This is a genomic window from Candidatus Pelagibacter communis (genome assembly GCF_001179945.1).
In the GTDB taxonomy this organism is placed as follows: Bacteria; Pseudomonadota; Alphaproteobacteria; order Pelagibacterales; family Pelagibacteraceae; genus Pelagilacustribacter; species Pelagilacustribacter ubique_A.
The window spans coordinates 1-3,051 of record NZ_CVSG01000093.1; the positions used below are offsets into that span (position 1 = coordinate 1).

The following is a 3,051-nucleotide window of genomic DNA, read 5'->3' on the forward strand; positions in this document are numbered from 1 at the left end:
AAAAATACAATAACAACTGGTATAATTACTGAATTGTAAAAAGGAGGACCAACTGAAATTTTGTTATTTGAAATTGCATCTGTAAATATTGGGTATAGGGTTCCAAGCAATACTGTAATAAGGTAAAACATCATAAACCAATTATTTACTAAAACAAAAGTTTCCTTACTATTTAAATTTATTTCAATTCTCGCTGGTTTATATTTTGAAAATAAAATGTAAACAGATGCTAAAATCATTAGGCTTAAGAAAACTAAGATGTAAATACCTCTTGTTGGATCATTAGCAAAAGTATGAACTGAATTAAGTATTCCAGATCTTACTAAAAAGGTTCCCGTAACACTTAAAACAAAAGTTAGTAAGCAAAGTATGATAGACCAAAAATATAATACATTTCTTTTCTCTAAAACTAATAAAGAATGTAAAAGAGCTGTCATTGCGAACCATGGTAGGAGCGAAGCATTTTCTACTGGATCCCAAAACCAAAAGCCGCCCCAGCCTAATTCATAATAAGCCCAAATAGAACCGACTAAGATTCCAAGAGTTTGAAAGGTCCAAGAAATTAAAACCCAGCTTTTAATAGACCTTGCAAATGATTTATCAGAATAATTTGTAATCATTGATGCTATAGCGGCTGAGAAATAAATTGAAGATCCTACAAATCCTACATAAAGCAAAGGTGGATGTATTGCCAAAGCAGGATCCTGTAAAATTGGATTTAATCCTAATCCTTCACTTGGTGGAGGGCTAATAAAACTGAATGGATTTGAATTAAATAATATAAAAAATAAAAAACCTAAGATGAGAAAATTTTGTATTATTAAAGTATAAAGTCTATAATTTTTCGGATGATTTTTATTGTAAATTAAAAATAAAAAAGAGAATAATGTTAAAATTATTACCCATAACAACAAGCTCCCTTCATGATTTCCCCAAGTTCCTGAAATTTTATAAAAAATTGGCTTAAGCGTGTGAGAGTTTTGGTAAACAGTGATTAATGAAAAATCAGAGACTAAAAATGCAGACACAAGAGTAAAGAAGCATGTTAAAATCGACGTACTTTGTAGTATGCTAGCTTTAAATATTTTTTTAGAAATTAAATTATCTGCTGTTTTTAGATTATTGTAAGAGTAATAAATAATTAAAGCACTTAATAAGATATTTAGAGATAGTAAAAAGTTTCCAGTATTACTTAACATTGTCACTTAAAATATTCTTTAATTCTGGAGGCATATAATTTTCATCATGTTTGGCTAAAATTCTATCGGCTTCAAAAAATCTTTTATCTTTCAACATTCCCTCGGCCACCACACCTTTGCCTTCGGCAAATAAATTTGGGATTGTTCCTTTAAAGCTTACGCTAATTTCATTTTTGAAATCTGTAATAATAAATTTTATTTCTTGATTATTAATTTCTAAAGTATTTTTTTTAACCATACCCCCTATTCTTATCTTTTTATTATAATTTAAGTCCTGACTTATTTTTATATCTGTAGGTGAATTAAAATATAAAATATTTTTATTCAAGGTATTTAAAATTAGAAAAACACCTAGTATAGAAGCTAAAAGAAAAATTGCTAAAAGAGAGGCTCTTTTTTTTACTTTTTTTGGAAGCATTAAATGCTTTAAATTGTTTTATTATAAGTTGATAAAATTTTTGAAGCAATTTTAGAATTTTCTAAAACAATTTTTTTCTGCTCAGCAGATAAATTTTCAATCTCTTTTGCAAATTCTTTTTCATACTTTTTCAAAGTCTTGCGAGTTTTGTAGTAAAAAACTCCACAAACTAAAAAAGTAATCACAAACGACGACCAAACAAAAATTCCGTAACCGCCCATTGACATTAAATTATTTATCATATTCTTTTTAAATTTTTTTTCTTAATTCTAATGATTTCTGTCTTATATTTCATTAGAAAAATTAACGCACAATACAAAATCAATACAAAAAACATTAGTAATAGAGGCATTAACATTGATGAGTGTATTGAACTTGTTCCACTAATTTTAATACTAGCTGGTTGGTGAAGAGTTGCCCACCATTCTACCGAATATTTGACTATTGGTATATTAATCAAGCCAACAATAGCTATTAAACTTGAAACATTATTAGCTTTGCTTTCTTCCAAAAAATATTTATGTGTAAGAATAAAAAGTAAATAGAAAATCGCCAGAATAACCATTGAAGTTATCCTTGCATCCCAAGCCCAGAAAGTTCCCCAAGTAGGTTGGCCCCAAATAGATCCTGTGACAATAGCGATACAAGTGAACAATAATCCTATCGGAGCTATACTCTTTGCTATTAATGTCAAATTTTTAATTTTGAAAATAAAATTTATTATCGATAGAAAAGCAATAACCGTAAAAGAAGCCAGACCTATCCAGGCAGCGGGAACATGCACATACATTATTCTTACACTATCTCCTTGTAAATAATCTGGAGGAGAAAATATTAAAGCAAACGAAAGAGCAACCAAAAGCAAAACAAAGAAGATAGAATTTATAAAATTTATTAATTTTTCTATCCAAATAAAAATATTACTATTATAAAAAAAATTAAACATTTGTTTTAACTACTATAATAATTTTTTTTTGTGAAGATCTATTATAAGCCCAATTGAGAATTGGAGGGAGTAATATAAGAAGTTTATTCTCAATTGAGCTAAAACACGAAGAATGTACGTAATCTCTGTGTTCCAGATTTGAATAAATGTTGTTTTATTTATGGCGGGAAATAATTAATTAGATATTTTAAAGTAACTTGAGCCTTTTTTGCCCGAAAAAATTTCCTCTATAAGTGGATGCTTCACAGGCTCTTTTGAATTATCGATTAATAAATTCTGCTCTGAAACATAAGCCTCGTAAGTTACGTCATTGCTCTCAGCTAATAAATGATAAAATGGCTGGTCTTTTCTTGGGCGAACTTCTTTAGGTATTGATTGATACCATTCCTCAGAATTATTAAATTCAAAATCCACATCGTAAATTACTCCTCTAAAATCAAAATGACGATGCTTGACTATTTCTCCTATAGAAAACTTTGCATTGTTAC

General features: G+C 28.5%; 5 protein-coding genes. All 5 read right to left on the bottom strand.

The annotated features are described in order from the left end of the window. On the bottom strand, positions 1-1,199 hold a 1,199-nt coding region (locus AMN78_RS03895; RefSeq protein WP_143323168.1), incomplete at its 3' end, for a heme lyase CcmF/NrfE family subunit. Continuing rightward, a complete protein-coding gene (gene ccmE, locus AMN78_RS03900) occupies positions 1,189-1,617 on the bottom strand; it encodes a cytochrome c maturation protein CcmE (protein ID WP_075534268.1) in 429 nt (142 codons plus the stop codon). The genes ccmE and AMN78_RS03895, both read right to left, overlap by 11 nt. 8 nt (positions 1,618-1,625) lie before the next feature. Further along, positions 1,626-1,859 carry a heme exporter protein CcmD gene (ccmD, locus tag AMN78_RS03905; protein ID WP_075534269.1) on the bottom strand — a complete coding sequence of 78 codons (234 nt, stop codon included), beginning with the start codon at positions 1,857-1,859 and terminating at the stop codon, positions 1,626-1,628. Next, positions 1,856-2,563, bottom strand: a complete 708-nt coding sequence (gene ccmC, locus AMN78_RS03910; RefSeq protein WP_075534270.1) for a heme ABC transporter permease CcmC — start codon at positions 2,561-2,563, stop codon at positions 1,856-1,858. The genes ccmD and ccmC overlap by 4 nt, the downstream gene beginning before the upstream one ends. A 174-nt stretch (positions 2,564-2,737) precedes the next feature. Beyond that, the coding region (gene hspQ, locus AMN78_RS03915) for a heat shock protein HspQ (RefSeq protein ID WP_075534271.1) at positions 2,738-3,051 on the bottom strand (314 nt) is incomplete at its 5' end.

Excerpts from the sequence above, each read along its gene's own strand:
- ccmD (WP_075534269.1), bottom strand. The coding sequence starts at position 1,859 with ATGATAAATAATTTAATGTCAATGGGCGGTTACGGAATTTTTGTTTGG.
- ccmC (WP_075534270.1), bottom strand. The coding sequence starts at position 2,563 with ATGTTTAATTTTTTTTATAATAGTAATATTTTTATTTGGATAGAAAAA.
- ccmE (WP_075534268.1), bottom strand. The coding sequence starts at position 1,617 with ATGCTTCCAAAAAAAGTAAAAAAAAGAGCCTCTCTTTTAGCAATTTTT.